The 26,657-nt window shown below is 59.1% G+C and carries 23 protein-coding genes; 5 read left to right on the plus strand and 18 right to left on the minus strand.

The genetic code is table 11. From position 1 onward, the window contains the following. The 5 genes from trbL to HMPREF9695_RS11975 are packed head-to-tail and all read left to right on the plus strand — an operon-like array spanning position 1 to position 4,220. Entirely contained in the window at positions 1-1,131 is a 1,131-nt protein-coding gene (trbL, locus tag HMPREF9695_RS11955) for a P-type conjugative transfer protein TrbL (RefSeq protein WP_006021116.1), read from the plus strand. Beyond that, complete coding sequence (trbF, locus tag HMPREF9695_RS11960) at positions 1,128-1,814, plus strand: conjugal transfer protein TrbF (RefSeq protein WP_006021117.1); 687 nt, start codon at positions 1,128-1,130, stop codon at positions 1,812-1,814. The genes trbL and trbF overlap by 4 nt, the downstream gene beginning before the upstream one ends. Continuing rightward, the gene (gene trbG / locus HMPREF9695_RS11965; protein WP_006021118.1) at positions 1,814-2,794 is read left to right on the plus strand and encodes a P-type conjugative transfer protein TrbG; all 981 of its coding nucleotides are present in this window, start codon (positions 1,814-1,816) and stop codon (positions 2,792-2,794) included. Before trbF ends, trbG begins: the two co-directional genes overlap by 1 nt. Further along, positions 2,788-3,978: a TraB/TrbI/VirB10 family type IV secretion system protein gene (locus tag HMPREF9695_RS11970; RefSeq protein WP_006021119.1), complete on the plus strand. Its 1,191-nt coding sequence runs from the start codon at positions 2,788-2,790 to the stop codon at positions 3,976-3,978. The genes trbG and HMPREF9695_RS11970 overlap by 7 nt, the downstream gene beginning before the upstream one ends. An 11-nt stretch (positions 3,979-3,989) precedes the next feature. Continuing rightward, positions 3,990-4,220 carry a DUF2274 domain-containing protein gene (locus tag HMPREF9695_RS11975; RefSeq protein WP_006021120.1) on the plus strand — a complete coding sequence of 77 codons (231 nt, stop codon included), beginning with the start codon at positions 3,990-3,992 and terminating at the stop codon, positions 4,218-4,220. On the opposite strand, the gene HMPREF9695_RS11980 is transcribed toward HMPREF9695_RS11975, so the two are convergent. From HMPREF9695_RS11980 to ihpA (HMPREF9695_RS12065), 18 genes are all read right to left on the minus strand, one after another. Then, positions 4,217-5,146 carry a LysR family transcriptional regulator gene (locus HMPREF9695_RS11980; protein WP_006021121.1) on the minus strand — a complete coding sequence of 310 codons (930 nt, stop codon included), beginning with the start codon at positions 5,144-5,146 and terminating at the stop codon, positions 4,217-4,219. The genes HMPREF9695_RS11975 and HMPREF9695_RS11980 overlap by 4 nt on opposite strands. Before the next feature lie 124 nt (positions 5,147-5,270). Beyond that, entirely contained in the window at positions 5,271-6,170 is a 900-nt protein-coding gene (locus tag HMPREF9695_RS11985; protein WP_006021123.1) for a cation diffusion facilitator family transporter, read from the minus strand. Between the two features lie 2 nt (positions 6,171-6,172). Continuing rightward, positions 6,173-7,030, minus strand: a complete 858-nt coding sequence (locus tag HMPREF9695_RS11990) for a hypothetical protein (RefSeq protein WP_006021124.1) — start codon at positions 7,028-7,030, stop codon at positions 6,173-6,175. Beyond that, entirely contained in the window at positions 7,031-7,522 is a 492-nt protein-coding gene (locus HMPREF9695_RS11995; protein ID WP_006021125.1) for a hypothetical protein, read from the minus strand. Continuing rightward, the gene (locus HMPREF9695_RS12000; protein WP_006021126.1) at positions 7,519-7,803 is read right to left on the minus strand and encodes a PilZ domain-containing protein; all 285 of its coding nucleotides are present in this window, start codon (positions 7,801-7,803) and stop codon (positions 7,519-7,521) included. The genes HMPREF9695_RS11995 and HMPREF9695_RS12000 overlap by 4 nt, the downstream gene beginning before the upstream one ends. A gap of 19 nt (positions 7,804-7,822) precedes the next feature. Next, positions 7,823-8,137 carry a ferritin family protein gene (locus HMPREF9695_RS12005; protein ID WP_006021127.1) on the minus strand — a complete coding sequence of 105 codons (315 nt, stop codon included), beginning with the start codon at positions 8,135-8,137 and terminating at the stop codon, positions 7,823-7,825. 50 nt (positions 8,138-8,187) lie between these two features. After that, complete coding sequence (locus HMPREF9695_RS12010) at positions 8,188-10,359, minus strand: heavy metal translocating P-type ATPase (RefSeq protein ID WP_006021128.1); 2,172 nt, start codon at positions 10,357-10,359, stop codon at positions 8,188-8,190. A gap of 120 nt (positions 10,360-10,479) precedes the next feature. After that, positions 10,480-10,938, minus strand: a complete 459-nt coding sequence (locus tag HMPREF9695_RS12015; protein WP_006021129.1) for a hypothetical protein — start codon at positions 10,936-10,938, stop codon at positions 10,480-10,482. Between the two features lie 28 nt (positions 10,939-10,966). Next, positions 10,967-11,341: a hypothetical protein gene (locus tag HMPREF9695_RS12020; protein ID WP_006021130.1), complete on the minus strand. Its 375-nt coding sequence runs from the start codon at positions 11,339-11,341 to the stop codon at positions 10,967-10,969. A gap of 14 nt (positions 11,342-11,355) precedes the next feature. After that, positions 11,356-14,547: an efflux RND transporter permease subunit gene (locus HMPREF9695_RS12025; protein ID WP_006021131.1), complete on the minus strand. Its 3,192-nt coding sequence runs from the start codon at positions 14,545-14,547 to the stop codon at positions 11,356-11,358. Between the two features lie 105 nt (positions 14,548-14,652). Then, positions 14,653-15,606, minus strand: coding sequence for a divalent metal ion exporter adaptor subunit IhpB (ihpB, locus tag HMPREF9695_RS12030; RefSeq protein ID WP_006021132.1), 954 nt, complete (start codon positions 15,604-15,606; stop codon positions 14,653-14,655). Continuing rightward, a complete protein-coding gene (ihpA, locus tag HMPREF9695_RS12035; protein ID WP_006021133.1) occupies positions 15,603-16,877 on the minus strand; it encodes a divalent metal ion exporter subunit IhpA in 1,275 nt (424 codons plus the stop codon). The genes ihpB (HMPREF9695_RS12030) and ihpA (HMPREF9695_RS12035) overlap by 4 nt, the downstream gene beginning before the upstream one ends. A 638-nt stretch (positions 16,878-17,515) precedes the next feature. Continuing rightward, entirely contained in the window at positions 17,516-18,040 is a 525-nt protein-coding gene (locus HMPREF9695_RS12040) for a MarR family winged helix-turn-helix transcriptional regulator (protein ID WP_157223932.1), read from the minus strand. Between the two features lie 76 nt (positions 18,041-18,116). Beyond that, positions 18,117-18,845 carry a flagellar basal-body rod protein FlgF gene (gene flgF / locus HMPREF9695_RS12045; RefSeq protein WP_006021135.1) on the minus strand — a complete coding sequence of 243 codons (729 nt, stop codon included), beginning with the start codon at positions 18,843-18,845 and terminating at the stop codon, positions 18,117-18,119. Positions 18,846-20,796: 1,951 nt separating this feature from the next. Then, positions 20,797-21,132: a hypothetical protein gene (locus tag HMPREF9695_RS12050; protein WP_245258750.1), complete on the minus strand. Its 336-nt coding sequence runs from the start codon at positions 21,130-21,132 to the stop codon at positions 20,797-20,799. A gap of 32 nt (positions 21,133-21,164) precedes the next feature. Further along, entirely contained in the window at positions 21,165-24,371 is a 3,207-nt protein-coding gene (locus HMPREF9695_RS12055) for an efflux RND transporter permease subunit (RefSeq protein ID WP_006021138.1), read from the minus strand. A 53-nt stretch (positions 24,372-24,424) separates the two neighbouring features. Then, positions 24,425-25,369: a divalent metal ion exporter adaptor subunit IhpB gene (gene ihpB / locus HMPREF9695_RS12060; RefSeq protein WP_006021139.1), complete on the minus strand. Its 945-nt coding sequence runs from the start codon at positions 25,367-25,369 to the stop codon at positions 24,425-24,427. After that, a complete protein-coding gene (ihpA, locus tag HMPREF9695_RS12065; RefSeq protein ID WP_041711730.1) occupies positions 25,366-26,640 on the minus strand; it encodes a divalent metal ion exporter subunit IhpA in 1,275 nt (424 codons plus the stop codon). The genes ihpB (HMPREF9695_RS12060) and ihpA (HMPREF9695_RS12065) overlap by 4 nt, the downstream gene beginning before the upstream one ends. Between the last annotated feature and the right edge of the window lie 17 nt (positions 26,641-26,657).

A 26,657-nucleotide genomic window follows, 5' to 3' on the forward strand; every position in this document is an offset into this window, starting at 1 on the left:
ATGAACAACACCGGCGTCATCGATCACTTCCTCGACGTGTTCACCCGCTACATCGATTCCGGCTTCGGCCTGGTCGGTGGCGATGTCCAGTTCCTTAGCACAACGCTGATTGGCATCGACATTACGCTGGCCGGCCTGTTCTGGGCGATGTCTGCGGATGAAGACGTCATCGCGCGCCTGATCAAGAAGACACTCTATATCGGCTTCTTCGCCTTCATCATCGGCAACTTCAATAGCCTGTGCCGTGTGGTGTTCGAGAGCTTCTCCCAATTGGGGCTCAAGGCCGCCGGATCGGCGCTCTCCTCAGCCGACTTCCTGCGGCCGGGCAAGCTCGCCCAGGTCGGCGTCGATGCCGGCAAGCCGTTGCTCGAGGCTGCCTCCGGCCTGATGGGCTACGTCTCGTTCTTCACGAACTTCGTGCAGATCTTCGTGCTGCTGGTCGCCTGGGTGATCGTCGTCGCCGCTTTCTTCATCCTGGCGGTGCAGCTCTTCATCACCCTGATCGAATTCAAGCTGACGACGCTGGCCGGCTTCGTGCTGATCCCGTTCGCGCTGTTCAACAAGACGTCGTTCCTGGCCGAAAAGGTGCTCGGCAACGTCGTCGCCTCCGGCGTCAAGATCCTGGTGCTCGCCGTCGTCGTCGGTATCGGCACCTCGCTGTTCTCCGAGTTCACGCAAGGTTTTGCCGGCAATCAGCCGACCATCGAGGACGCGCTCGCGATCATGCTGGCGTCGTTGTCGCTGTTCGGGCTCGGCATCTTCGCGCCATCGATCGCGGCGGGCCTCGTGTCAGGTGCACCGCAACTCGGCGCCGGAGCCGCGGTCGGCACGGCGCTCGCGGCTGGCGGACTGGGCGTGGCGGGCGCTATGGGAGCCCGCGCCGGCGCCAGCATCGCCGGCAGCGCGATGGGTGCCGGCGCACGCGGCGTTGGCTCGCTCGCCGGGATGTCGCCCTCCTCTCCCTCATCAGCATCGTCCTCACCAAGCGCCGGCGCCCCGACCTGGGCGCAACGTCTGCACCGCGTTCAGACCATGAAGAGCGGCGCATCGACCGCCGCCCACGCGGTCCGCTCCGGCGATCATGGCGGTGGATCGAATTCTGTTCCTCTCAGCCAGGATGACCGCGCATGAATCCATTCCGCAGACCTAGCGTCCGCTACGGCAAGACGCCAGTGCCCGAGACGCCGTATCAAAAGGCCGCTCAAGTCTGGGACGAGCGCATCGGCTCGGCGCGGGTGCAGGCGCGCAACTGGCGACTGATCGCTTTCGGCAATCTCGCGCTCGCCGCGGGATTGGCCGGAGGGCTCGTCTGGCACGCGATGCGCGGCTCCGTGGTGCCGTGGGTGGTGCAGGTCGATCAGCTCGGCCAGACCCAAGCCGTAGCGCCGGCGATCGCTGACTACAAACCGACCGACGGTCAGATCGCCTGGCATCTGGCGCGCTTCATCGAGCAGGTGCGTTCGATCCCGGTCGATCCTATCATCGTGCGGCAGAACTGGTTGACCGCTTACGACTTCGTCACCGACCGCGGCGCGATCGCGCTCAATGATTATGCCCGCACCAACGATCCTTTCACGAAGGTCGGCAAGATCCAGATTGCGATCGATGTCTCCAGCGTGATCCGCGCCTCGCGGGATTCGTTTCGGATCGCGTGGGTCGAGCGCCGCTACGAGAACGGCAGCCTCGCTGCGACCGAACGCTGGACCGCCATTCTCACCATCGTCATCGAGACCCCTCGCGATGCAGAGAAGCTGCGCCGCAATCCGCTTGGGGTCTTCATTCATGCCCTCAACTGGTCAAAGGAGCTCGGCTGATGCGACCCCGGTCCCTGCTACACATTATATTGTGCGCCCTCCCGGTGGCCGGTTGCGCCTGGAAACCGCCTCAGATCGGCTATGACGATCTGGAACCAGCGGTGCTGCAGGCCGAACCGCCGAAGCCGGTCGAGGTGTTGGAACTCCCCAAGATCCTCCCCCTTCCCGGCCAGCTCAAACCGCTGCCCGGCAAGACCACCGCCAAACCAGAGCCGAAGGATCCCAAGGAACGGGTCGCCAAAGCCAACGACGCCGCAAGGGTTCAACCGACGCGACATGGCTATCTCAACGCCGTGCAGGTCTATCCCTTTGTCGATGGCGCGCTCTACCAAGTCTATACGGCGCCGGGCCAAGTGACAGACATCGCGTTACAAGAGGGCGAGCAACTGGTCGGCTCCGGGCCGGTGGCCGCCGGGGATACGGTGCGCTGGGTAATCGGCGATACCGAAAGCGGTACTGGTCCGACCAAGCGGATTCATATTCTGGCCAAGCCGACGCGGGCGGATCTCACCACCAATCTCATCATCAACACGGACCGGCGGACCTACCTGATGGAGCTGCGCTCCACCGAGACGACTTACATGGCCTCGGTGTCGTGGCAATATCCGCAAGACCAGTTGATCGCGCTGCGCCGGCAGAATGTGGCTGCCGATGCCGCGGCACCGATCGACAGCGGCCTGGATCTCGGAAAATTGCGTTTCCGTTACAGCATCGAGGGCGACACACCGCCGTGGCGACCCAGCCAAGTGTTCGATGACGGCTCGAAAGTCTATATCGAGTTCTCGCACGGCATTACGCAAGGCGAGATGCCGCCGCTGTTCGTGATCGGCAGCGACGGCGGCGCTGAACTCGTCAACTACCGCGCCAGGCGGAACTACTACATCGTCGACCGGCTGTTCGCGGCCGCCGAACTGCGTCTCGGTGGCGACAACCAGCAAAAAGTGCGGATCGTGCGCACCGACGGATGGAAACTATGGTGAGTGATCCGCATCCCCATCCCGATGACGCGCTCACGGCGCAATTGCGGCTGCGGCCTGAGCGACCGCGCGTGACGCGTTTGTCACGTAAAGTTCTGGCCGGGCTCGGCGGCATCGTCGGTATCGCCGTGCTCGGCGCGATGATCTGGGCGCTGCAATCGCGCTCGGCGCGCCAGGACAATGGCACCGAACTCTACAGCACCGACCACAAGACCACAGCGGACGGACTTGCGACACTGCCGAAGGACTATGCAGGACTGCCCCGCGACACACCGCCGCCGCGCACGGTGCCGCAACTCGGTCCGCCCCTTCCCGGCGATCTCGGCCGGCCGATCCTTGCGGCGCAAGGCGCTTCAAGCGGCGGGCTCGATGCCGGCGAACAGCGGATCGTGCAGGAGAACGAAGCGGCCCGCGTCAGCCGCGTCTTCGCCAGCACCAATGTGCGGCAGTCTCCGGCAAGCAGCGCCGCGTCTCCCGCAACGTCCACGGCCAATGCGACTGCGGCCGACGGCAAGCCGCCGCTCGATCCGGACGCGTTGCAGAACATGCAGGATCGCAAGCTCGCTTTCGTGAATGCTACCGCCGACAAGCGTACCGTCAGTCCGGACCGGATCGAGAAGCCAGCGTCGCGCTACATCGTGCAAGCCGGCGCAGTTATTCCGGCGGCGCTCATCACAGGCATCCGCTCGGACCTGCCGGGTGAAATCACCGCGCAGGTCACCGAGAATGTCTACGACAGTCCCACGGGCAAATATCTGTTGGTCCCGCAAGGCGCGCGGCTGATCGGACAATATGATAGCCAGATTTCGTTCGGCCAATCGCGTGTGCTGCTGGTGTGGAATCGTATCATCTTGCCGAACGGCAAGTCGATTGTGCTGGAGCGGCAATCCGGCGCGGATACGCAAGGGTACGCCGGCCTCGAGGATGGCGTCGACTATCACTGGGGCAATCTTCTGCAAGCGGCGGCTATCTCGACTTTGCTTGGGATCGGCAGCGAACTCGTGCTCAGCGGCGACAACTCATTGGTTCGCGCGCTGCGCCGCGGCAGCCAGGATACGATCAACCAGAGCGGCCAGACCCTGGTGCGTCGTCAACTCAACGTACAACCGACACTCACCATCCGGCCGGGCTTTCCGGTGAGGGTGATCGTCAACCGCGATCTCGTGCTCACACCCTACAAGACATGACGGATGGCCCCATGGCAAAGCTCAAGCTAGGTCCCCTCAACAACGATAAACCTGTGAAGATCGCCACCGAATTGCCGGGGTCAGTGCACCGCGATCTCCTCGTCTACGCCGAGGTGCTCACTCGCGAGACAGGACAGCAAGCCGATCCGATAAAGCTGATCGCTCCGATGCTCGCGCGCTTTATGGCGACCGATCGCGCGTTCCTGCAGGCGCGCAAAGCGAAACCCGCGCAACAGGACTAACGGGGACGTATGCTGTGCGGCTGACGCTGCGGACCCTTGTGCTGACGAAGCAGATCGAGGAAGTGCTGAAGCGCCGGATTATCGTTGCTGGTGATCCAACACGCGAAGTAAGGCACCAGGCTCGGCCCCTCGTCATCGACCACCTCGCGATAGATGACGCCGGGGTGCTGCGCTCCGGTGTCAGCCTCGTACAGCAGGGTGACGTCGGATTCGATATCGAGGAGGCTCAGCACGAAATCGCGACCGATATGGGAGTGACGAATGGCCGGCAGATCGCCGGATGCGTTGAGTCTGGACAACAAATGGTCCCTGAGCTCGGGACCGGGATCGCGGCCGAGCAGGATATGTTCGGTGCGCAGATCGTCCCACGTCAACGTCGCCTTGTCGGCGAGGGAGTGTGTTGCTGCCATCGCGACCAAGATCTTCTCGGACCATAACGGGACGATGTCATGCATGCCGCTGCGGAAATGACCGACAACGATGGCGACATCGATCGAACCCGCGTTGAGCCGCTCCATCAGGAGGCTGCGCTCTCCCTCCACATACTGTACGTCGACATTTGGGAAGGCGTTCTTGTATTCGTGCAACACCGTTCGCAACTGGCCCGTCGACGGCGAAACGTAGAGGCCGATGTGCAGCGCGCCGGCCTTGCCGCGCGCGATGGTTTTGGCATTGATCAACACCGTGTTGAGTTCGTCGAGTATGCGACGGATCGGTTTGAGAAACGCGTTGCTGGCGGCGGTCGGACGGATGCCATGGCGATGGCGGTCGAACAGTCTGACGCCGAGCTGGTTCTCCAGACTCCTGACGCGGCGGCTGACCGTGGATGCGGGAATGCCGAGCAGCATCCCAGCTTTGTGAAAGCTGCCCTGCTCGGCCGCGATCAAGGTCTGCAGCAGAGTCACCATCTCGATGCTTCTGATCATGGCCACACGCCCTCACGAAGGTGGATGAATTTGTCTGGCGTCATTCGCCCTAAGAGTGCTGCGGCATAGGGATAGAACTTCTGCAAGCGGTGCAGCGCCACGCGTGGCGGGCCGGTATTCGACATCAGACATGCAGCACAGCCTCCTCCGCCCTCAAGACGTCGTCTTCGACTTGGATCGTGACGTGGTCGATACCGAAATTATCCTTCATCACGCGGCGGGCGTTCTGCAGTGCGTCTCTGGCCTTCGAGATGTCAGCGACGACGAGATGGCAGCTCATTGCGTCAAACCCGGACGTCACAGTCCAGACGTGCATATCTTGAACAGCGGTCACACCGGGGATGTCCATGAGCTTCCGTTCCAGTAATGCCAGATCGATATTCGGCGGCGTGCCCTCCATCAGGATATGCGTCACTTGTTTTAGGAGGGTCCATGTCCTTGGCACGATGAACAGGCCAATGCCGGCACCCATAATCGGATCAGCCAATCGCCAGCCCGTCCACATGATGATCAAGGCCGCGAAAATAACGCCGACGGATCCCAGCATGTCGCCCAGCACCTCCAGATAGGCGCCCTTGACGTTCAAGCTTTCGGATGACCCGCCGGCCAGCAACCGCATACTGATCAAGTTCACAACGAGGCCGATCGCCGCGACAATGAGCATCGGGCCGCTCAGAATTTCTGGCGGCGCTAGAAAGCGCTGATACGCCTCGTACAAGATGTAGACTGTCAGCAATAGCAAAACTACGGCGTTGGTAAGCGCTGATAACACCTCCGTTCGCAAATAACCGTAGGTCAATTGTGGAGTGGCCTCACGCGTCGCGAAACGGATCGCGAGCAGCGCCAGCGCAAGGCCGCCGACATCGGTCAACATGTGCGCCGCGTCCGCGAGCAGCGCCAGGCTGCCGGTAACCAAGGCACCGACCACCTCTGCAATCATGTAGGTGCCGGTCAGCGCCAGTGCCCAACGCAGTCGATTTGCGTGTTTTGCTGCTGCAGTTCCCGTCGAACCTCCGCCGTGCATCGCTAGACCTCCGCGTGTTTGTTATGCTGCGTGGCGGCGCCCCCGCCGAGCGCCTTTCGCAGCCTTTCTTCGAGTTCGTCGAACAGAAAGAAACTGACGTCGTCCAGAGATCCATGCCCCCTTGCGAAGGGCTGCTCCAGAAGACGGACGAGGTACAACGCGTAGATAAACATGTAGGAGATGAAGCCGAACATCATTGCGGATGCCGGGTCCCCCTCCGTCTTTAGAAAGAGCATCATGATCACAATGGAGAACACCAGCGTCTGTACCAGCACGTGAACGGACGGTACGAACTCGACCCGCTGTATCTGATAGATGCGCAACATCGACCTGCGCAATACATCCTGCGTCGTCCGCAGGCGGACGACGAAATTCGCCGCCATGCCCATCCCTTCGAGGCGCCCGAAAATCGGCGTCAACTTTGCAAGCTCTTCCAAGACGGGGGGTATGTCCTTGTGATTGCGCGCATGGCTTAGACCTGCGCGCAATTTGTCAATCGTCGCCAACAGGATCTGCCGACATTCGCGCAGATCGAAATCCTTGTTGACTGCAGCGAACGATTCGAGATCGCCGTCGATCGCCTCGATCGAGGTGCGAATGTCGGCTGGTATGCGCTCAGCCTCCTTGTAGTCGGCGAGGATGCTAGAGAGAAGGAACCCAATGATGAAGATGGCACCGCCAATTCCGCTGGTCAGCAGCGCGTTCAGTTCGAGAAACTCGAATCCGAAATAGTGCACCCCGATCTTGACGCATCCGAGCACCAGGACGACAGCCACAACCGTAAAGAACAGCCGAAATTTCTTACGATAGCTGAGGCTCGCGCCTCCGAGATGGAGGTGCTGGATAATTGAAGACGCCATCTATGGTCCATTTCTTACGGTTCGGACCGGCGTGAAGCCACGACCGTTCCACCGATATGTTTCCTTGGTATTGGGTTGCGAGACCTCTAAGCCGGCAATTCCTCCGGCGTTCGTCATCCTCACATCCAAAGCCTTCCTGCTAAATACGATCCGATAGCGGCCACGCGACTCCGCGTAGATCTCATGGAGACAGCCGTTACCGTTGCAGACGGCTGCCCGGTTCCCGCAGGCGAATTCCTCGAAATGCAGCGACACAAAGCGCTGGCCTCCCGCCTCGATCGACACCGCGAAGTAATGGGCGGCGGCTGCCGCATTGCCGCACACGCGCTCAAGCGCAACTATTCGCCGTCTAATGTCGGCCGGGAGCCCCTCAATGTGCTCGGATGCCCAAGGTCTTTCCGTGGCCATGCCGCTGCGCGCCGCCGACTGCCCGCTGGCCTGCAGGGACATCAGCAAAAACGCTGCGAGCGGGATTGCCGACCGTCTTTTCAAGAGACGTTTCCTTTTGTCTGCACTGGCGTGCCTTCGTTCGTGCGATCGAAGAGAACCCCGATGCGCCGTTCGGACACCCAGATCCGCCGGCACGATCGAGAAATGTGATCCGAAGGGATGACGAGGACGAAATGGAGTGGAATGCCGAGAGGACTCGCGACCTCGAGCAACGCTCCGGAAGTACTCATGTTTCGGACGATGCAGTCGATGACGGCGCCGCCGAAGGCAATCGTGCCGGCTTTCAGCACCCTTGTCCGTGGGCCTATCCTTTTCTCCTCCATGACTATTCTCCATGTCAGATCAATCGAGTTTCTTCTCGGCAGCCTCCCCGCGCTTCACGATATCGCCCTTCGTAAAAAGGATGCCCTGCAGTTCGATCCGCCAGTTTGTCTTCTTGCGTAAAAGAAACTCCAGATTCATTCCGAAATGCTTGAACTCTTCCTTCTGCGCGTTCGCCATGATCGCCTTGGCGCTTTTGTCTTTTTCGACAGACATTCTCTGTTCGTACCAGCTGATGGCCTCCGCCTCCTCGATCAGAGAAGTGATCATCCGCGCGAAGGTGCGAGTTTCCTGCGAAAGTTCTTCCGGCGGTTCGTGGTACTGGTCGAAACCCATGTTGCTATCCTTCTGTTCAAGCGAATGTTGCCTCGAGAACGGATGTCGTATCAGATCCTGGGTGGCTTCAGCAGGCGCAATGCATTCAATGTCACCACCACGGTCGCTCCGGTGTCAGCGAGAATGGCGGGCCACAGCCCCGTCACGCCGGCGACCGTGGTGACGAGAAAAACTGCCTTGAGACCGAGCGCAACGGTGATGTTTTGCTTGATATTCAGCATCGTCCGCTTCGACAGATCGACCATAGCGGCCACGTCCGCGACGCGGCCGTGAAGCACAGCGGCGTCGGCAGTTTCCAGCGCGACATCGGTACCGCCACCCATCGCAATCCCGACGTCCGCAGCGGCGAGCGCCGGCGCATCGTTGATGCCGTCGCCGACCTTGGCAACAGAGAAGCCCTCCTTCTGAAGCTCACCGACAATTCGCTGCTTGTCTTGTGGAAGCAGTTCAGCCTGCACCTCGATTCCAAGTTGCTTGCCGATCGCCGCCGCCGTGCGCCGATTGTCGCCAGTCAACATCAAGGTTCGAATGCCGATATCCGCCAAAAGCTTCAGGCCTCTCGCCGCATCCGGACGAGGTTCGTCCCGCATCGCGATGGCGCCGGCAGGCACCCTGTCGATCAGCACCACTGATACCGTCTTGCCTTCATCGTTCAGCGCCACAATGCGACTGTTTTGCTCGTCGCTCAGTGCCGTAATATCGCCGGCTGCCCGGGGCGAACCCAGAACGATCTGTTTGCCATCGACCGTCGCACGGACGCCCTTTCCGCCGATGGCCTGTGAATCCGAAGCCTGTGGTAACGATAACTTCTGCTCCGAGGCTTTCGCCAGGATAGCCGTCGCCAACGGGTGACTGGATCCTGACTCGAGTGCCGCGGCGACCCGCAGCACATCAGCTTCTGCGGTACCGAACGAAACAATGTCGGTGACTTGCGGTTTTCCGGCGGTGAGCGTGCCCGTCTTGTCAAAACAGGCCATCGTGATCTTGCCGATCTGCTCCAGCACGGCCCCACCCTTCAGCAGAAGTCCACGCCGCGCGCCGGCAGACAGGCTGGCAGCAATGGCAGCCGGTGTCGAAATCACCAGAGCACAGGGACAGCCGATCAGGAGGATAGCCAGTCCTTTGTAGATCCACTCATTCCACGTACCGCCCATGAGCAACGGCGGGAGGGTCGCGATTAGGGTTGCGACGACGACTACGCCCGGCGTGTAGTAGCGAGAGAAACGATCGATGAATCGCTCAGTCGGTGCTTTTGATTCCTGAGCTTCCTCGACCAGCCGAACGACCCGTGCGATCGTGTTGTCAGCGGCTGCAGCGGTGACCCGAACACTGAGCAGCCCATCGCCGTTGATCGTGCCGGCGAACAGACTTTGCTGCGGCCCCTTTCGGATAGGCATACTTTCCCCGGAGACCGGCGCTTCGTCGATCGAACTCTCTCCAGAAACGATGATGCCGTCCGCCGGGATGCGATCGCCGGGCCGGACCTGGATCATCGCACTTACCGCAAGCGTATCGGCCTGAACTTCGCGCACCTGGCCGTTCTCTTCGAGCCTCGCGGTCTTTGGAATGAGTTCGGTTAGACTTTGGATGCTGGCGCGCGCACGACTCGCAGCAACGCCCTCCAACAGTTCTCCGATCAGGAACAGGAAGACGACTGCGGCCGCCTCCTCCGTTGCGCCTATAAAGACCGCGCCGATGGCCGCGATCGTCATCAACATCTCGATCGAAAATGGCGTGCCCGTGAGCGCCGCGGAGATAGCTCGTCTTCCGATCGGGATCAGCCCGACCAGCATGGCTATCAGAAACGCCCAGCGTTCCGTCGCCGGAAATGCCTTCCCCAGCAGAAATGCTGCGGCTAAAGCCGATCCGGACGCAATCGTGAGAAGTCCTTTACTCGTCCGCCACCAAGATCCATCGATTGGACCATGATCGTGGGAGTGACCGTCCTGATGCGCGTGCGTTGATTGACCTACAGTTGGGTCCACCTTTGCAAACACGTGCTCGGTGCCAATAACCTTGTAGCCCAGAGCCACTATCCGGACGCGCAATGTTTCCGTGTCCGGAAGGTCATGTTTTACAATGACAGTCCCTCCGGTCGCGGAAACATTGACTTCCGCGACACCGGCAACGCGCTTCAGCGCGTTCTCGATCTTGATCGCACAGAAAGCGCAGTCCATTCCCTCGATCCGCATGCGCGTTGTCACCAGCGTTTCTTGGGTCATCGGCGACTCCTGTTACCGCAAATCGAGACATTCATGAGCTTGGTGCCGCGACATCGGACCCCGAAGAATGTGATCGAAGGGTCGTCGTCCAGGGTCTGGCTGGAACTCCGGTGTGGACAGTCATGTCTTGCTTTCCTTGAGCAGCCGTTGAAAGAGCGCCGCGACGGCCTCGGAAAACCGGAGCGCCGAATTCTGAGAGCAGTGATCTTCGAGAAAATGCAACTGACTGACGAGGTCGTACGTGACCGGGTTGAGATTGATCTGTTCGTCAGCCCCGCCCGGCTGGCTCGCCAGCATTCCACTCATAAAGCCTTGCGCCCAAGCCATGTAATCGCGACGGAGTATGGCGTTGGACTTCACGTCATCTTTGAACCGCTGGCACGTGGCTGCTCCCAGGCCGACGACCTTGCCTTTGGTGGACTGCGCCTCAGCTCCGGACCATGAACCAGCGACCGCCAGAAGCAGCGTCCCAGCGGTCAACTGGATCGACAGACGATGGGCCCGCTGTCGAGATAAACGCCTCGCGGTTTCTGACGCATCAGTAAAGCCAGCATGTCGAAAGCTCGACTTCATCGTCATGGAGTTGTCCGTTGCTGCTCGCATTGGTCTATTTCGCGAACTTTGCTTGGCCGGATTTGCCCGCTTTCGTCTTCAACATCAGCGTCACGGACGCATTGGTGGGGATCGCCTTCTTGGCTTCTCCCTTCAATGCGCTATCGCCCGCGGGCGATAGAGTGATCGTTTCCTTCTCGGTACCGCTTGTAACGAGAACCGAACCCGTAAAACCATTCGTGGCAACCGGCTTGCTGGCCTCATCGACAATGTTGAACGTGATGGTGTTTCCGAAAGTGATGAGCTCGGCATGCACACCCGCTACATCCTCCATCATGCCCCCATTTGGGCCTTTCGAACCGTGAGCATGTTGAGCCGTCGCGGGAACCGCGGACAACAACATCGCAGTCAGAATCAGAATAGCTCTCATGAAGTAGCTCCTTTTCAGTGTTGAGTTATGGCGTCTTCAGACGCCGGGGTTTCGCGTCTAAACAGGACGTAGAGTGCTGGAAGGACCAGAAGGGTAAGTAGAGTTGAAGAAATGATGCCGCCGATAACGACAGTCGCCAGCGGTCGCTGCACCTCTGCGCCGGCCCCGGTCGCGATTGCCATCGGGACGAATCCCAACGAAGCGACCAACGCCGTCATCAACACCGGCCTCAACCGCGTGAGCGCGCCCTCCTCGACCGCCTCGACGATCTTTTTGCCTTCGTGGCGTAAACGCTCGATGAACGTGATGATCACCAGACCATTGAGGACAGCGACGCCCGACAGCGCGATGAAACCGATGCCCGCACTGATCGAGAGCGGAATGTCGCGCAAGATCAGTGCAAATATCCCTCCGGTCAGTGCGAGAGGGACACCGCTGAAGACGAGCAATGCATCCGGTGCGGACCCGAGGCTGACGAAAAGCAGTATGAAGATCAGCAATAGAGCGATGGGGACGACAATCGTCAGCCGCTGGGTCGCGGAGACGAGTTGTTCGAACTGTCCGCCCCAGCCGATCCAGTAGCCCGCGGGAAGTTTGACCTTCTCCGCGATCTGGCGCTGCGCATCGGCGACGAACGATCCGAGATCCCGTCCACGCACGTTGGCTGAGACGACGATGCGGCGCTTTCCGTCCTCGCGGCTGATCTGGTTTGGGCCCGGTGCAAGGTCGATCACAGCAAGCTCGGAGAGCGGCGCATATCGTATCTGCGCTAGTGGCGAGTTGCCCCAGAGTGCAGGCATTGCTTTCGCTTGGTTCTCGAGCGGCGGCAGCGGAATCGGAAGCGCTTTGATCGCCTCCACGTTCGAGCGGAGATTTTCTGGAAGACGCACCACCAGATCGAAACGACGATCGCCCTCAAAGACGAGACCTGCGGTTTTGCCTCCAACTGCGATCTCGACAAGATTCTGGACGTCAGCGACGCTGATTCCGTATCGGGCAAGCGCCTGACGGTCAAGTTTGACGGTCAGAACCGGAAGACCCGAGACTTGCTCGGTCTTCACGTCGGCAGCGCCCTGCACTGTCTGGAGAACGGACTGAACCCGCCCGGCGACCTGCGCCAGCACTTCCAGATCGTCGCCGAATATCTTGACGCCGACGTCGCTTCTGACACCCGAAATCAGCTCGTTAAAGCGAAGCTGAATGGGCTGCGAGATTTCGTAGCTGCTCCCCGCGATCTCTTCGGCAGCCTTCTCGACTTCCTTGACGACCTCGGACTTAGGCTTCTTGGGATCAGGCCATTGGTCACGTGGCTTCAGCATGACGTAGCCGTCGGAGATCGATGGCGGCATCGGGTCGGTCGCAACTTCGGCGGTGCCGGTTCGGGCGAAGGTCTCTTTGACTTCCGGGATCTTCAAAAGCCGCTTCTCGAGCAGTTTCTGCATCTCCAACGATTGCGTCAGGCTGGTCCCCGGAACACGCAAGGCCTGGACCGCGATATCTCCCTCGTCCAAACTCGGAATGAATTCACCTCCCATCCGCGACGCGGCAAAACCGCTGACGACAATCAGAACCGCGGCAAAGATGGCGACAGATTTGCGATACGTGATCGATTTCTCAAGAAGCGGCACGTAAACATGCCGCGCGCCGCGCATGAACCAGTTCTCCTTCTCCGATACTCGCCCGGTCACCATCAGCGCGACAGCGGCGGGAACGAAAGTCATCGACAAAATGCTGGCGCCGAGGAGCGCAAGAAGCACCGTCAGCGCCATAGGCGTAAACATCTTGCCTTCAACGCCCGTCAGGGTAAGGACCGGCAGATAGACCACCGCGATGATCAATGTGCCGAAAAGGCTCGGCCGAATGACTTCGCGAGATCCGGCGAGGATCGTCTCGAAACGCTCTTCGCGTGTGAGGATTCGACCTTTTCGTTCCTGTTCGTGAGCCAGCAAACGCAGGCAGTTTTCGACGATGATCACGGCTCCGTCGATGATGATGCCGAAATCGATCGCGCCAAGACTCATAAGATTGGCACTGACCTTGTTCTGGAACATCCCCGTGATCGTGAACAACATCGAGAGTGGGATTACGAAAGCTGTGGCGATCGCGGCCTTAAAGTTTCCGAGGATAAGAAACAGGATCACGATGACCAGCAACGCGCCTTCGACGAGGTTCTTTTCGACGGTTGCGATCGTTGCATCAACCAGATGTGTCCGGTCGTAGATCGCGCGGGCCACGACACCGTCTGGAAGGGAACGACCGATCTGATCGAGCTTGGCGGCAACGCGCTGCGCAACGGATCGACTGTTCTCGCCGATCAAGAGCATCGCGGTGCCCATTACCATCTCATTTCCGTTGAGCGTGGCCGCACCGGTCCGTAGATCTTTGCCCTCCCTCACGTCCGCGACATCGGAGATGCGAACCGGGACTCCATTGCGGGATCCGATAACAATCTGCTTGATCTCATCGATGTTCGCGACCTGACCCGGCGTCCGGACGAGATACTGTTCGCCATTGCGCTCGATGTATCCCGCGCCAACGTTGGCGTTGTTTGCCGCGAGCGCGGCCATGACTTCGCGAAAACTAAGCTTGTAAGCCATCAACTGAGCGGGATTCGGAAGTACGTGAAATTGCTTCTCGAAGCCGCCAATCGTGTTGACCTCAACGACGCCCGAGACATTTCGAAGTTGGGGCTTGATGATCCAGTCCTGAATTGTGCGCAGGTCGGTCGGACTGTAGGCTTGTCCGTCCGCCCGCTTCGCTCCGGCCTTCGCTTCCACCGTGAACAGATAGATTTCTCCAAGGCCGGTCGATACGGGCCCCATCGCGGTCTCGATACCGGTCGGAAGGACATCCTTCACCCGCTGAACCCGCTCGTTGACGAGTTGCCTCGCGAAATAGATGTCTGTTCCATCCTTGAAGACGACCGTAACCTGACTGAGTCCGTAGCGTGACAACGACCGCGTATTCACCAGATTCGGAAGTCCGCCCATGGCGGTCTCGATCGGAAACGTAATGCGTTGCTCGACTTCGAGCGGCGAGTATCCCGGTGCATTCGTATTAATCTGGACCTGGACGTTCGTGATGTCCGGCACAGCATCGATCGGAAGACGCGTAAAGTTCCACACGCCAAGCCCGGCCATCAGCAGCACGCCGATCATCACTAGCCATCGCTGGCGGACCGAAAACGATAGGATGCCGTCAATCATCGGACATCTCCAAAGTGTGGATTAGAAAGCCCGACGCGGACGCATGAAGCTGTCGCGTCTCCCATATGATGGTTGTCACGGCGCATGGATGACCGCGTGAAATTATCAGTGCTCATGAGATGCGGAGCCTTTCGCCAGCTCGGCTTTGACAACGAAGCTGTTCTTCGCGGCGTACTTGTCGCCTTCGAGAAGACCGAAGACGACTTCAACCTGCTCTGGATCGCGCGAGCCCAGCTCCACGTCCCGCACTTCGAACTTGTTTCCATTTCTCACGAAGACAACATTGCGATTCTCAACGGTCTGTAACGCTTCGGACTTCACGACGACGGGGACCTCCTTCGCGGTCAGTATCAACCGGGCTGAAACGAACAGGCCGGCTCTCAGCCGAAGGTCCTCGTTCGATACGACCGCCCGTGCGAGCGCACTCTGCGTGTCGCTACTGCCGATGGGCGAAATGTAGGAGAGCTTGGCTTCAATCGGCTTACCGCCGTCACCGATGTCAATAAGGACGGTGTCGCCAAGCTTTACCCGTGGAAGATCACGTCGATAGACCGACAGATCCACCCAGACGGTAGAGATGTCGGCAACCGTGAAGGCAGGCTTCTGCTCCGACGCGTACTCGCCGAGCGAAATCTGGCGATCAATCACCGTACCGGCGATCGGCGCTCGCATTTCGTAGACGGTCAGGCTCTGGTTGCTTTCGATCTTGGCGAGCAGTTCGCCTTTCTCGACCTGGTCTCCGATCCGCTTCTTAATTTCACGTACCACGCCCGGAAAGCGCGGCGTGACTTGCACGAGGGCTTCTTGATTGGGTTGCAGGATGCCATTCAACTGAAGAGCGTCGCGCAACGTACCTTTGGAAGCTGCAACGACTTCGATGCCTGCGGCAGCGACCTTCGCATCGCTCATTTCGACACCTTCGGCGCCGTGTCCTTCCTCCGTTCCCGCAGCCGCTTCTTTCGTAGCCGGCGCTGCAGATTTGGATGGAGCGAAAGCATAAACGCCAACACCGACGGCGATTAGCGCGCCAGTAACGAGCATGGTTCTGGAAATCTTCATCTTGCGCTCTCCCGCGCCAGTGCAAATGGATTGCCGACCAAGCCTTCGATGGTGGCGACGGCGATGTGGAAATTCTGCTGCGCTTCCTGCTCACGCAGGCGCGCTTGCGCAACGGAAGCCTGCGCATCGAGGACTTCAAGAAGGGAAAAACGCCCCTGCCCATAACCTTCGAGGATCGCATCTGATGCCTGCCGCGACTTCGGAATCGCCGTTTCACGAAGAATGGCGAGTTCGCGTAGCGCCCCCTGAATGGAATCGTAGGCTCGTCCTGCGATCACGATTAGCGCGTTGCGGTTCGCCTCGCGCTCGGCGCGAGTCTTCGCCAAGCTCTCCTGAGCCGAGAGAATGTTACCCTGGTTCTGATCGAACACAGGAATTGCAGCCGAGATGCTCAACCGTACAGCGTTGTCTGCGGTCTCATTGTAGTGCCGCCATCCCGCGCCCACACGCAGGTCCGGGTAGGGTCGCAGCCGCGCTTGCAGGAGCTCGGCATTACGCTGCGCATAGACCGCGGTCCATCGCACCAGTTGGGGATTGGCGTCGATCGCCGCGACGACGGCGCCGAACGATGGTGGACGCCCCGTGGCATCAAGCCGCCCAGAGACGGCCGAGAACTTCGGAGCTGTGTCACCCATCAACACAGCCAGTTCGCGTCGTGCGCTTGCAAGGAGTGATCGCACACGTTCGCGATCAGCCTTTACTAAAGAGGATGCGACCTCTGCTCGACCCGTTTCTGCCTGCGAGGATGCACCAGCCTCAACCCGGCGCTGCAGGAGAGGAGTTATCCTGTCGATCTGAGCGACCTGCTCGTCGAGAATCTGAATCCTGCGCTGAGCTCCAAGCACGCTGAGGTAGGCAACGGCCGTTTCTGAAAGCACTTCTAGGCGAATGGCCTTGCGCTGAATTTCGGCTGTATCAACACCCGCCTGACCAACGGCGATGCGTGCCTCCCGCTTGCCGAACAGTTCAAACAATTGACTGATCTGCAACGTGCTTTCGGCAGAGCGAGTGCCGCGATACGCACCAGAGCCGAGGGAGTTGTCCTGTTCATAGGATACTTCCGGATTGATCAACGCACCGGCCTGTATCCGTTGGCCGGATGCAATGCCCACATCGCGTTCGGCCGCCGTCAGGCGAGGATTTGCAGCCAAAGCGCGTTGTAGCGCCGTCTGGAGCGACAATGTCTGAGAGTACGACACGCCTGTGAGCCAAGGGCTGACAAGCAGTGCCGACGCACACGCAATTCGCGTGGCGACGCTTCTGATCGACATGAAAATAGGAACCTGAAGAGCGGCCGAGAAAAGGCGCTCACGCGCCTGGCGAATGCATTCAGGTCAGGAATTTGGGGGGCGGAGTATCAAGTTCCGGGACACGATCCCGACGGCATACTTGCGGAAACGCTAAAGACGAGATCCGAGGCTCGACCGTGGCCGACATTTGGGGGGGCGCGGATATCGATACCGAGAAGCACCCATGACAGTGGTGTCCTGCCGCGGTTCCCTTATCGGAGTGACCGTCGTTTGTATCCACCGATGAGGACACCACCACGTTCGCAGGCGAACTGAATGGGCTGATATCCGTCAGACCGTGCAGCAAGCCGCCAAAAACGTACGTCAGCATCAGCAACACAACCGCAATCCTGCGCGGGATGCGCAGATGGGAAGTCCTGTTGGTGATCAGACGAGGTGACAAATCACAAATCCGGTTGCTGTGTGGATTTACATAGCATGCATGACGAATGCATGTCGACCCGCAACAATATTACACTATTGCCGCAGGTTTGTACGAATAAGCAGGTGGCGAGACGGCCCTCACCTCGTTTTCCACGAGTGTTTCGGTAAAAGTTCCCAACTTCCTGCCGAAGTTGAATTGATTTGGAGATGACTACGCTCAATCCAAAGCTGCATCATCATTCACCAGTAGCGACTAACGCCGTCTCCTTGCGCATGCGGTCGCGCAACGCGGAAAGCATGTTTGATAGCTGCAGGAGGGCGGAACCATCGAGGTCACCGCGAATGGATCCTTGAAGTCGCGCGCGAGTCGGAATGAGAGGCGTTAGACGTCTGGTCGCTTTATCCGTGAGCGAAAGAAGCATGATTCTTCGATCCTCCATACAACGACTACGTCGAATGAGGTCGCGTTTTTCCAGCATTTTGGATTGAACCGAAACAAATGATGAGTCGACGTGAAGAAGTGCCGCCACGGTCTTGACGGACAATCCGCTCCCATCACTCAGTTCTTCGATCGCCATCAAGATCATCCACTGCGGACCGCTGACACCAATCCGTTTCCCCAGAAGCTCCGCAATCCGCATTGTATAAACGCTGACGGCCGAGATATCCCAGACCAAGCGATGAGTGACGTCGTCACCTTCAGATGGGTCCTTGCGACGAGATCTCGACGGAACGTTGAGTGCGCGCTCCGCTTTCTTCACAAAATGCCCTCGATCTGAACGCGCGGATGCTCCCGTCCTTGCGCGGTGGGCAGGTTTGTCTGTTCTACCTATCATTTCACTCCTCACCAGCCAGCCGCTTGAGTTCGTTCGGATCACTCTCGCGGAGGATGGCGTTAGCGACCTGATCGTAAGCGCGCGTTGCCGCTACCAGCTTGCTCATCTCTTGCACGGTCCTGACGTTGGACCCCTCAAGTACGCCGGAGGCGAGCCGCACTTCGGTTGCCGCGACGTCCGTCGGCGAAGCTGCAGCAGAAAACATTCCGCCACTCTCCGCGGAGAGCTGCCGCTGGTCCGCAAACCGGACAATGCGTAAACGCCCGATGGATCCCTTGCCGATAGAGATAGAGCCGTCGGGGCCGATCGTGACCGGCCCGTCCTGCTGCGAGACCCTGATTGGGCCGGTCGAAGTCATCACCGGTTGACCGCCGAGCGTGACCAGTTGGCCTTTCGCGTCGAGCGTGAAGGCGCCATTCCGCGTATATCTCTCACCACCAGGCACCGCGACGACGAAGAACCCGTCCCCGATCATCGCAACGTCGGTGGAATTGCCGGTCGCCTGAAGTGGCCCAGCCGAGAAATCTGAGAACGCCGTGGCTGCGACGAGCGATCGCAACGGTGACGATCGGACGTCTTCTTCCTTTGCTTCCGTCAGATACTCCCGGAAGCGCAGACCTTCGCTCTTGTAGCCTGTGGTCGACTGGTTAGCGATGTTGCGGGCCACCGTATCGACCTGCTGACGCAATGTTACCAACCGCGAAAGACCGATAATGGACTTGTCGCTCATGGGTTGCCTCTCGGAGGAGAGAGCTCCCTGCGCCTTTCCACGCAGCCGCAAGCGGCACGGACTCGCGGTGGCGCGAAGTTGATTGCTCAACGGATGCCAGTGCGATCGTTATCGGAAAGTGACAGTTAGCTCGAAAACGATTTCAGGAACGCATCAGCAGCGTTCGGCGAAACACGTTCAGGCGAGCGACTTTGGGGGTGGAGTATTAAGGGTCGGCGAAAGCCCGTCGATTGAAATAGCGGTCCACTTCAGCCCATATCCCATGGTCTCGCCAATCGCACTTGCGCAGGGAACTGGCATGACGCTGGCAAAACAACCGTGGCAGTGATGACTTAGCACTGCGGATTCGGAGTTATGCGATTGACCCGATGTCTGGCACGAAACGCCGGGGTCTGCTCCGAGAAATGCCATTCCGCACGTCCCATGTAAGGCGCCGCCGACCAGATAAACAACCAACAGAAAAACCGCCCCGAAAGAGCGCAAACTTCCTATATTCAAGCTGGACGCTGGTCGATAGTTGATCGCCAATTTGATTCTCCGGACACAAAATGTGTACCGCATACTCATTGTGTCGTACTGCGACAAATCGCCATTCACATTGTGTTGGTTGCACTACGTGGAATGCCTGCGTTCTCCATATCCTGCGCCGACATCTTGCGCGATATGCCTATGGAATGATCATTTTGTACCGGAGGTCCGCGCTTGTGCGCGGGCGCTTAACTCCCGAAGCCGGGGTTCGGGGTGCTCCAGCAATGCGACCGCGATATCACTGCACATTTGAATTGGCGTGTTGTTGATACCCGGGGCATAGTTTGTCCCCGAATAGTTTGCCCGCTAATTGTTTCCCGATTGCCGGGCAAACTTCGTCCGCTACGGGTATGTCCCCTTTTCCTGGGCATAGTTGATCCTCTACTCGGCGCAGCCGGCGCTGAGCAGAACTAAGAAGGTTCGCGGCGACCTTCGGTTCGCCGCGAAATGGTTTGTCGAACATATCGTGAATGAATTTAGCGCTCGGCGGGACGCATCGAAGCGAATGATTGAGAGAACGAGCGCAGAATTGAATATTTAGTGAGGTCCTCTGATGGCATTTCGCGGCCTATTCATCGGTATTGATCGCTACCAATCGCCGGCAATCGGAGAGCCTAGCTGCGCATGCCGGGACGCACCGGTATCATCGGCGCCCCCCGAAGAACTCCTCGACGCCGCAGTGAGTGTCATCACGTCGTTCTTGAGTTGATGATTTGAGAACAGCCGAACCTGGAACGCGGGCCTCGCTCACTGCAGATCTTCTATACGCTTTTCAACGAACAAGCTGCTTACCGTTCCATTGCAACATAGTCGCGCAGTGTCCCCCCTCGCGACTACATTCAACGTTCGCGGACATCCGGCCGGTCTCATTCGTCATATCGACTTCCTGAACATGGTCGCGCCAGACTTCGCGATGGGCAAGACCACTTCGAGCCACAAAAATCTGGTGCAAGCATCCGGTCGATATACAAAGAGCCGATCGATTTGCGCAATGAAACCGATCAAAATGGAGTGCGACAAACTCGTCTCCATTCACATCCTTCAGATACCGGATAAAACCGCTCCGAACGCTGATACTCTCTTCACCACAGACTTTCTGGGCAGTGACAATCGCTGTACGAACGCTCGATGGTAGCTGCTGCAGACGCTCGCTCGTCAGGTTCGACCATCCGCCCTGCGGTGCGGATGAACTAAAGGCACTGGCGTCGGTTGATACCGCAACTAATGCAACTACGAAAAAAAGAAGAACCCGCATCCTCATGGACGTGTCCTCCGGCTATTAAAGCTTTCCTCTTTTCGATCTGGTACGTGGCTGCCTCACTTTGAGATTAATCCCATAGTCTTCGTCTACCAAGGTCATCTTCAAGTCTGCAGCACAGCGCAGAATGTTGCGATGCATCTCAGTCGCCACACTATTGCGTCTCTATTTCTTGAATTTGACCTGGCCGGACTTGCCCTCGGCTGTCTTGATCGTGAGCGTGATGGTCGCTCCCGCCGCTATCGGATTCTTTGCGTCGCCCTTCAGTGAATTTTCGCCCTGAGGCGCAAGGGGAAGCGTTTCGCGGCTATTGCCACTGACGATGAGCGCGGCCGCAATAAAGCCTCTTGTAGAGACCGGTTTAGGGGTGTTCGGAACGAAGATGTTGAACGTAACCGTGTTTCCAGAAGTCATTAGTTCGGCGTCGATGCCGGCAACGTCCAGCATCAGCCCTCCGTTCGGCCCCTTTTCGTATTCCTCGGCAGAAACCTGTGAAGCCATCGAGAGAGCGGCGAGGATTGCCAGTACGAATCTCATGGTCGTTCTCCTTGGTTGGCGGCAACAACAGCAACGTTCGATCGGGCCTCTTTCCTGAACAGCACGTAGAGAGCCGGAAGCACTAGCAACGTGAGGATCGTCGACGAAATGATCCCGCCGATAACAACGGTCGCCAGCGGCCGCTGCACTTCCGCCCCGGCGCCGGTCGCAATCGCCATCGGAACAAAGCCCAAAGACGCCACGAGCGCCGTCATCAAGACCGGACGCAGCCGGGTCAACGCACCTTCCCGGACCGCATCGATCAGTGCATGTCCTTCCCGTCGGAGTTTTTCGATGAACGTGATGATAACCAGACCGTTGAGGACTGCCACGCCGGAGAGCGCGATGAAGCCGATACCGGCGCTAATGGACAGCGGGATTCCTCTTAGCAAGAGTGCGGCGACACCTCCGGTCAGGGCAAGGGGCACGCCGCTGAAGACCAGCAATGCGTCGGGCATTGACCCTGTGCTGATGAAGAGCAACATCAAGATCAAAAGCAGCGCGAGCGGTACGACGATCATGAGCCGCTGCGTCGCTGAGACAAGCTGCTCGAACTGCCCGCCCCAGCCGATCCAATAGCCGGCCGGCAGCTTCACTTGCTCCGTGACCTGATTTTGTGCGTCGGCGACGAATGATCCGAGGTCACGCCCCCTTACGTTCGCGGTCACCACGATCCGTCGTTTTCCGTCTTCACGGCTGATGAGATTTGGACCAGGTGCCAGCTCAATCTGCGCGAGTTCCGACAATGGAGCATAGCGAATCTGAGCAAGTGGGGAGTTGCCCCACAAGGCGGGCATTGCTTTGGCCGGGTTCTCGAGGGGCGGCAACGGAATCGGCAACGACCTGATCGCCTGGATGTCAGAGCGCAGGTGCTCCGGGAGCCTGACGACGATATCGAAGCGGCGGTCACCTTCAAACACCCGGCCCGCGCTCTTACCGCCGACCGCGATTTCCACCAGGTTCTGAACATCGCCAACGCTAATTCCATAGCGCGACAAAGCCTGACGGTTCAGTTTGACGGTGAGCACCGGCAATCCCGAAGTCTGCTCGGTTTTGACATCCGCCGCCCCTTGAACGTTCTTGAGGATCGCCTGGACCCGAGCCGCAGATTGGATAAGCACTTCCAGATCGTCGCCGAATATCTTGATGCCCACGTCGCTGCGGATACCCGATACCGTTTCATTCATGCGTTGCTGGATCGGCTGCGAAATCACATAGACATTTCCAGGGACGTCTTCGGCGGCCTCCTGGATATCCGAAACAACCGCTGCCTTCGACTTGTCAGGATCGGGCCATTCCCTGCGCGGTTTCAGCATCACGTAACCATCCGACCCCGACGGCGGCATCGGGTCGGTCGCAACTTCCGCCGTGCCCGTGCGTGCAAACACCTCCTTGACTTCAGGCACCTTGAGTAGTCGCGTCTCAACCATTGCCTGCATCTCCACCGATTGGGTCAGGCTCGTTCCCGGGATGCGGATGACCTCCATAGACACATCGCCTTCATCGAGGCTTGGAATGAACTCACCGCCCATGCGGGTGGCGGCGACACCGCAGATGGCAATCAGCAGGACGGCAATTGCGGCGACGCCGGACCTGTTGCGGATCGAGGTGGCGAGCAACGGCGTATAGATCCGGCGTGCACCTCGCATGAAGAAATTCTCATGCTCGGATACCTTGCCGGTAACAAGAAGCGCCACGGCAGCAGGTACGAATGTCAGCGACAGGATGCTGGCGCCGGTCAACGCCATCAACACCGTGAGGGCCATTGGCACGAACATCTTTCCCTCGACGCCGGTGAGCGTCAGGATTGGCAGGTAAACGATAGCAATAATGAATGTTCCAAACAGGCTGGGACGGATCACCTCGCGCGATCCCGCGAGAATGGTGTCAAAACGTTCCTGGCGATCAAGCACGCGGCCGAGCCGGTGTTGTTCCGCGGCGAGCAAGCGCAAACAATTCTCGACGATGATGACGGCCCCGTCGATGATGATGCCGAAATCGATGGCGCCGAGGCTCATCAGATTGGCGCTGACCCTGTTCTCCACCATGCCAGTGATGGTGAACAACATGGACAGCGGTATGACGCACGCTGTTGCGATCGCCGCTTTGAAATTTCCCAGGATCAAGAACAGAACAACGATCACCAGGAGAGCGCCTTCGACGAGATTCTTCTCGACGGTCGCAACAGTCGCCTCAACGAGGCGCGTCCGGTCGTAGACGGTATGCGCGATCACACCGGGCGGCAACGAACGGCCGATCTCCTTGAGTTTGGCGGCCACGCGCTGCGCCACAGTTCGGCTGTTTTCGCCGATCAGTAGCATTGCGGTTCCCAGCACGACTTCTTTCCCATTCAAGGTTGCTGCGCCCGTGCGCAGATCCTTGCCTTCCCTGACGTCGGCGACGTCGGCCACTCGTACCGGAATGCCGTTGCGCGATCCGATCACGATCTCTTTGATTTCGTCGATGTTGCTAACCTGTCCCGGCGTACGGACGAGGTATTGTTCGCCATTGTGCTCAATGTAACCTGCGCCCACGTTCGCGTTGTTTGTCGCAAGTGCCGTCATGACGTCACGGAAACTCAACTTGTAGGCCATCAGTTGCGCGGGTTCGGGCAGCACATGGAACTGTCTCTCGAATCCACCGACCGTGTTGATTTCGTTGACGCCGGCAACAGTCCTTAACTGTGGCCTGATGATCCAGTCCTGGATCGTCCGCAGATCGCTGGGGCTGTATGATTCTCCGCTCGCCTTGCGCGCCTCGGGCGTTGCTTCGACCGTGAACATGTAGATCTCGCCCAATCCCGTCGAGACCGGTCCCATCGCGGTTTCGATGCCTGCCGGCAATTGGTCTTTGACCCGCTGAATCCGCTCGTTGACCAACTGACGGGCGAAGTAGATGTCGGTGCCGTCCTTGAAGATGACCGTGACCTGGCTGAGGCCATAACGGGATTGCGACCGCGTATTCTCCAGGTTCGGCAGCCCTCCCATCGAGGTCTCGATCGGAAAGGTAATGCGTTGCTCGACTTCCAATGGCGAGTAGCCTGGTGCGCGGCTGTTGATCTGGACCTGAACGTTGGTGATGTCGGGCACAGCATCGATCGGCAGGCGCGTGAAATTCCATGCGCCAAAGACGGCCATGGCAAGAACGCCGATCAACACCAGCCATCGCTGTCGGATGGCAAATGAAAGGATGCCATCAATCATTGCAGTTCTCCGGACGCCTGTTCATGAAGATGGTGATCAACGCTGAGGCGACATCAATCATTGTCCGGCGCTCCTTTCGCCAGTTCCGCCTTCACGATGAAACTGTTCCGTGCTGCATACACATCGCCTTCCAGCACACCGAAGGTGATCTCCACGGACTCCGAATCGCGCTCACCGATCTCGACCTCGCGGGCCTCGAATTTCTCGCCGTTGCGAACGAAGACCACCGCGCGTCCTTCAATGCTCTGCAGCGCCGAGGATTTCACGGCAACGCTCACTTGCTTCGCCGACAGGGTTAGCCGGCCCGTTATGAACAGGCCGGGCCGCAGCCGCAGCTCGGGATTCGGCACGATTGCCCTGGCAAGCGCGCTCTGGGTGTCGCTGCTGCCAACGGGCGACAGATACGATATCTTGGCATCGATCACTGGCTTCCCATCAGCGGGATCGATGAAAACCTGATCGCCAATGCTGACCCGCGTCAGGTCGCGCCGATAGACGGAGAAATCGGTCCACACCGTCGATAGATCCGCAATAACGAACGCCGGCTTCTGTTCCGAAACATATTCCCCGAGGGTGGTCTGGCGATCGATCACCGTGCCCGCCAGTGGCGCCTTCAATTCGTATGGGGTCAGGCTCTGATTGCTTTCGACGACCGCAAGAACGTCCCCCTTCTGGACTCGGTCGCCGATCCGCTTGCGCACGTCACGGATGATCCCCGGAAAGCGGGGTGTAACCTGGACCAGCGACTCCTGGTTGGGCTGTACCATTCCGTTCAGCAACAGGCTGTCGCGCAGCACGCCGGGTGACGCTGTCGCAAGTTCGATTCCAGATGCCGCAATCTTGGCGTCGCTCAACGAGACGCTATTCGCTCGTTCTTCCTTTTCGGCCTTCTCAGTGGAGGTCGTTTTCGTAGCCGGAATCAACATTCGGTAGCCGCCGTAGACGAGCGCAACAGCGACCAAAACGAAACCCAAATAGCGGATCAATCCAGAAATCATCTTGAACTCTCGCGGGTGAGAGAAAACGGATTACCGACGAGACCTTCGATCGTCGCGATGGCAATGTGGAAATTCTGCAAGGCTTCCTGTTCCCGGAGCAGTGCCTGCAAAACCGAGCCTCGAACATCGAGCAATTCGAGCAACGTGAAGCGGCCTTGAAGGTAGCCCCCCTGGATGGTTTCCGCTGCGCTGCGCGCATTCGGAATGACCGACGTCCGCAGCAGCTTCAGTTCGGCGAGCGCACCGGTCAGAGCGTCATAAGCGCGGCCTGCGATACTGATCAGCACGAGCTTGTTGATCGCCCGCTCGGCGCCGGTCTTTGCAAGCGTTTCCTGGGCAGCAATGATGTTGCCGGTATTCTGGTCGAAGACCGGAAGCGGTATCGATACGCCGAGCCGCACCGCATTGTCGTTGGTGTCCTGGAAGTGCCGCCATCCGGCGGATAGGCGAACGTCGGGGATCGACTTAAGGCGGGCCAGAATGAGTTCGGCATTTCGTTGCGCTGTCACGGCCGTCCAGCGCATCAGTTGCGGGTTGGCTTCGATGGCCTGGACGACCGCTTGGAACGGCGGTGGCTGCCCCACGCTGGCAAGTCGGCCCACCGCTTCACCAAAACGCGGGATACGATCGCCCATCAGGATCGCAAGGTCGCGACGTGCGGTTGCCAACTGCGTCTTGGCGCGCTCACGTTCCACCCGGAACAGGTCTGCGGCGACCTGCGCACGCAGCGTCTCGGCGGGTGACGACGCCCCCTCCTGCACGCGCTTTTGAAGCAGCGGAATGAGAGGATCGAAGCTTGCAATCTGCTCGTTAAAGATCTCGATCCGGCGTTGGGCGCTGATGATTGTGATGAACGCGATCGCGGTCTCGGAGAGAACCTCCAATCGCGTCGCCCGCCGCTGCCATACAGCCGTGCCGATGCCGGCCTCTCCGACCGCAACGCGCGCCTCACGCTTGCCGCCCAGTTCAACGAGTTGGCTGAGCTGGAGGTTGGTCTCGGCCGAGCGAACGCCCTTGTAGGGCCCCGACCCGAGCGCGTTGTCGAGTTCGAATGAGGCCTCCGGGTTGGGAAGCACCCCGGCCTGAATACGAAGGCCTCCCGCGATGCCGATATCGCGCTCCGCAGCCGTGAGACGCGGGTTTGCCGCCAGAGCGCGCTGCAGGGCCTCGGGCAACGAAATCGATCGTTGCACCTTCTCCGCAGCTTCGACTGGAACGGTTAGTACAAGCAGTGCGCACAAGAGGCGCAAAGCCACTCTTAGCAAATACATCATGTCGACCAGAAAAG

It is taken from the genome of Afipia broomeae ATCC 49717 (genome assembly GCF_000314675.2).
GTDB classification, from domain to species: Bacteria; Pseudomonadota; Alphaproteobacteria; order Rhizobiales; family Xanthobacteraceae; genus Afipia; species Afipia broomeae.